At 55.1% G+C, this 3,066-nt stretch carries 4 protein-coding genes; all 4 read right to left on the minus strand.

The features are described from left to right. Nucleotides 1-624: 624 nt before the first annotated feature. Nucleotides 625-1,101 (minus strand): hypothetical protein, encoded by a 477-nt coding sequence (locus G7B67_RS12785; protein WP_166213026.1) that lies wholly within the window; start codon nucleotides 1,099-1,101, stop codon nucleotides 625-627. A gap of 79 nt (nucleotides 1,102-1,180) precedes the next feature. Next, entirely contained in the window at nucleotides 1,181-1,768 is a 588-nt protein-coding gene (locus tag G7B67_RS13585; protein ID WP_343162584.1) for an HNH endonuclease, read from the minus strand. Between the two features lie 132 nt (nucleotides 1,769-1,900). Beyond that, nucleotides 1,901-2,128, minus strand: a complete 228-nt coding sequence (locus G7B67_RS12795) for a hypothetical protein (protein ID WP_166213029.1) — start codon at nucleotides 2,126-2,128, stop codon at nucleotides 1,901-1,903. Nucleotides 2,129-2,644: 516 nt separating this feature from the next. Continuing rightward, nucleotides 2,645-2,932, minus strand: a complete 288-nt coding sequence (locus G7B67_RS12800; protein WP_166213031.1) for a hypothetical protein — start codon at nucleotides 2,930-2,932, stop codon at nucleotides 2,645-2,647. Between the last annotated feature and the right edge of the window lie 134 nt (nucleotides 2,933-3,066).

Here is a 3,066-nt window from a genome sequence, read left to right on the forward strand (position 1 = left end):
ATGACTCCAAGCGCGACCGAAGAGGGTGGACGAAAGCGACAAGGTGCTGAGCGAAGCGAGCAACCCGAACTGCCGAATTGCCGCAGCAGGCCCGCTCTTAGCGGCCTAACACCTGAATTAAGCCGACATGCGTAGTGGAGGCAAAAGGTGGCACGCTTTTCAGTGCCGCCTTTTGCTGGAACGAAGCATGTTCGGCTTGAATGAATTGTTAGGCGCCGTGTCCGGGATCCACAACTCACGGGGCCGATCTCCGGCGTGGTTGATCAGCAGCTGCTTCCTGGATGGTCTTTACGTCAGCTGCAGCATTCTTTACTTCATCCGGGGTAGCGGGATGCATTGCGGCTTGAACCATCGCATCTTTTGACGCTGCCAGTGCTACAGCGGCAGGGATAGCGGAATTCGGTACGCGATGAGAGCGCCATGCGTTCAGTCCGACTACGGCAATACACGCCAGAAGAGCGAGAATCGCGAGAAATTTAGGTCGGTTCACTTGTTTCTCCATCAGGCGCCTAACACCTGAATTAAGCCGACTTGCGTAGTGGAGGCAAAAGCGTGGCAGGCTTTTTGGCCACGCTTTTGATGTAACGAAGCAAGTTCGGCTTGAATGAATTGTTAGACCTGTAGCTAAGGAGCCTGAAGCGCCTCTACGAACGTTGGCTCAAGCCAGCCTTTTGACGAGCAAGTGAGAACATTGTTCTTATCGCGGGTTTTCTCGATGAAGAATGGCGCGCCCTCATTTACGTCCATGTAGCCATCTAGCGTGACCTTGACTGAAACATCCGAGCTCGACGGGTCAAGTGGCTTGATGATCACTTGATAGGTTGCCGCAGTCTTAGTTCGCTTGTCTTTGAGGTACGGGATGCCGAACATCCTGCCGCAATCCGCCTGATCTGGCGTGAGCTTGACCGGAACTGGATCGGATTTAATCACAAGCAACTCTTTGTCTCGGAAAGTGGGCATAGCGCCTAAGCCCACGAGGATTTGCGATGCCTTAAGGAAAGCGGCATCTGCGGGCAGGGCGACCGTGACGGCATTGGCCGCAGTGGGAAGTGAAGCGGCAAGGATGGCCGCAAAACATCCAGTTACCAGGTTGATTCGCACGACGCCCCCTAATGTTTGTCTACAGGTCTAACACCTGAATTAAGCCGAGCCGCGAAGCGGCTTCGGCTTGAATGAATTGTTAGGTTGCTGGCTGGAGGTCCGTATCTGCCATATTTTCACCGAAGTCGAGCACTCGCTTGTGTTCAATTTCGTGGCACGACCGACAAAGCGTAACGAGATTTGTCCGCTGGTGAGTGCCGAAGTTGGACGCATAGACGATGTGGTGAACATGCAGCTCTACTCCGGTTGCGTGACAAGCAACGCATGTGAATCGGTCTAGCAACCTAATCTTTTTTGCGACCTCAGCCCAGTTGTTTGGATAGCCCCACTTGTAGGGCCGGTCTAAGTGGAGAAGGCCTCGACGATGGGCTCGGATCATCTTGAAGGTCTTGGTGCGATTTGACCCATCTGCTACGAGTCTGTTGATCCATTCGGGGAGTGCGCTCTCCACTTTGTCATGAACCATTGTCGGATCAAATGTCGACAACTCCTGAAAGCATCGTCGAACGATTCCGCGCTCCAACATTTGGCGCGCCTCTCGATAAGCGAGCTCCGCAACCTCTTTGTACTTGTTCAAGTCGTTAGTGCAACGACCGCATACGCATACCCGAGACGATGGATAGCGGAGATTCTGATAGCTCTTAAGGCAGATCCTACAGGTCGCCATACCCTTCCCCCAGCAACCTAACACCTGAATTAAGCCGACATGCGTAGTGGAGGCAAAAGGTGGCACGCTCCTCAGTGCCGCCTTTTGCCGGAACGAAGCATGTTCGGCTTGAATGAATTGTTAGGCCTGATGCTACTTGGGACCCGGCGGCCTACGCTTTTGATAATGGTAGATGATGAAAGCGAGTAGGGCTGCGATGGCAGCGAAGCCTGCCGCAATCTCATAGCGGTACTCACCAGGAATGATAGGCACGCTTTTGAGGATCCGCTCATTCGGATCACCGGTAATAGTAAGGATGGCGATGCCCAAGACCAGAAGCGGGATGAAATACATCCTTGCTGTTGCCACCAGCTTATCCATGGGCTTCCCTCATCGGGCCTAACGCTTAAATTAAGCCGACTCGTGTGGCGGAGCAAACAGCATGGCAAGCTGTACCTGCCATGCTGTTTGTGGAGCGACACGAGTTCGGCTTGAATGCATTGTTAGGCCCCGAACCGGTAGGCCAAGGATTGAATTGCTGGCATGGCGTTCCGTGTAGCCCAAGCTGCCGTGGACTCTAACTGAGGCGCAAGGCGATTTAACGCCTCAGGGGCCCACTGGCCTCGCGCTGATCCAACCGGAAGGCCGTCTAGTTCTGAGCAAATCACGCCAATGGCCTCCGCATCTGGATCGCCTTCGAGTTCCGCTTGGCCAAGCAGGGGCCCTAGCGCCAAGCACCCATCCAGGATGTCAGTTTCGCCAGCGACGATCGCAGCTGCGAGTTCCCCGGCGCGATGCCGAACATCTGCGATGTACTCCGCGTGCGTCATCTTCTCCATAGGGGCCTAACACCTGAGTTAAGCCGCGCCGCGAAGCGGCGTCGGCTTGGACGAATTGTTAGCTGCCCATCGGAAAGAACGTGAATCCCGTTCCCGAACCGCGACCAGGCTCTGGCAGCACCTCTTCAATTGACTCGAAATATACCTGTGCATCTTCGGTGCGCTGCTCGGGCGCCACAGAATTAAGTGTCGGATCTTCGCGCAGTAGGCCAACAGCAAGGCCTTCGGCCTCGGCGGGCGACTCTGCCTCAACCCAGCGAGTGGTGTAGAAACCGACAGGCTCGGCCTGACACGCCAGCGAGCCGGGAAAGTTTTCACCGCGAATGAGACAGCGAAAGACTGGCATGGGCAGCTAACACCTGAATTAAGGGGAGCCACGAAGTGGCTTCCCCTTGAATGAATTGTTATACCTCGCGACCGTGAACCAACGAGCGCTGTCTCAGCCGCCAACGTACTTCACGAAATCCGGTGTCAATCGGC

Origin of the sequence: Cognatiluteimonas telluris, assembly GCF_011320095.1 — a bacterium.
GTDB lineage: Bacteria > Pseudomonadota > Gammaproteobacteria > Xanthomonadales > Xanthomonadaceae > Cognatiluteimonas > Cognatiluteimonas telluris.

What these genes read in the sequence shown, in the direction of transcription:
- G7B67_RS13585 (WP_343162584.1), bottom strand. Translation starts at nt 1,768, where the DNA reads ATGGCGACCTGTAGGATCTGCCTTAAGAGCTATCAGAATCTCCGCTAT.
- G7B67_RS12800 (WP_166213031.1), bottom strand. Translation starts at nt 2,932, where the DNA reads ATGCCAGTCTTTCGCTGTCTCATTCGCGGTGAAAACTTTCCCGGCTCG.
- G7B67_RS12795 (WP_166213029.1), bottom strand. Translation starts at nt 2,128, where the DNA reads ATGGATAAGCTGGTGGCAACAGCAAGGATGTATTTCATCCCGCTTCTG.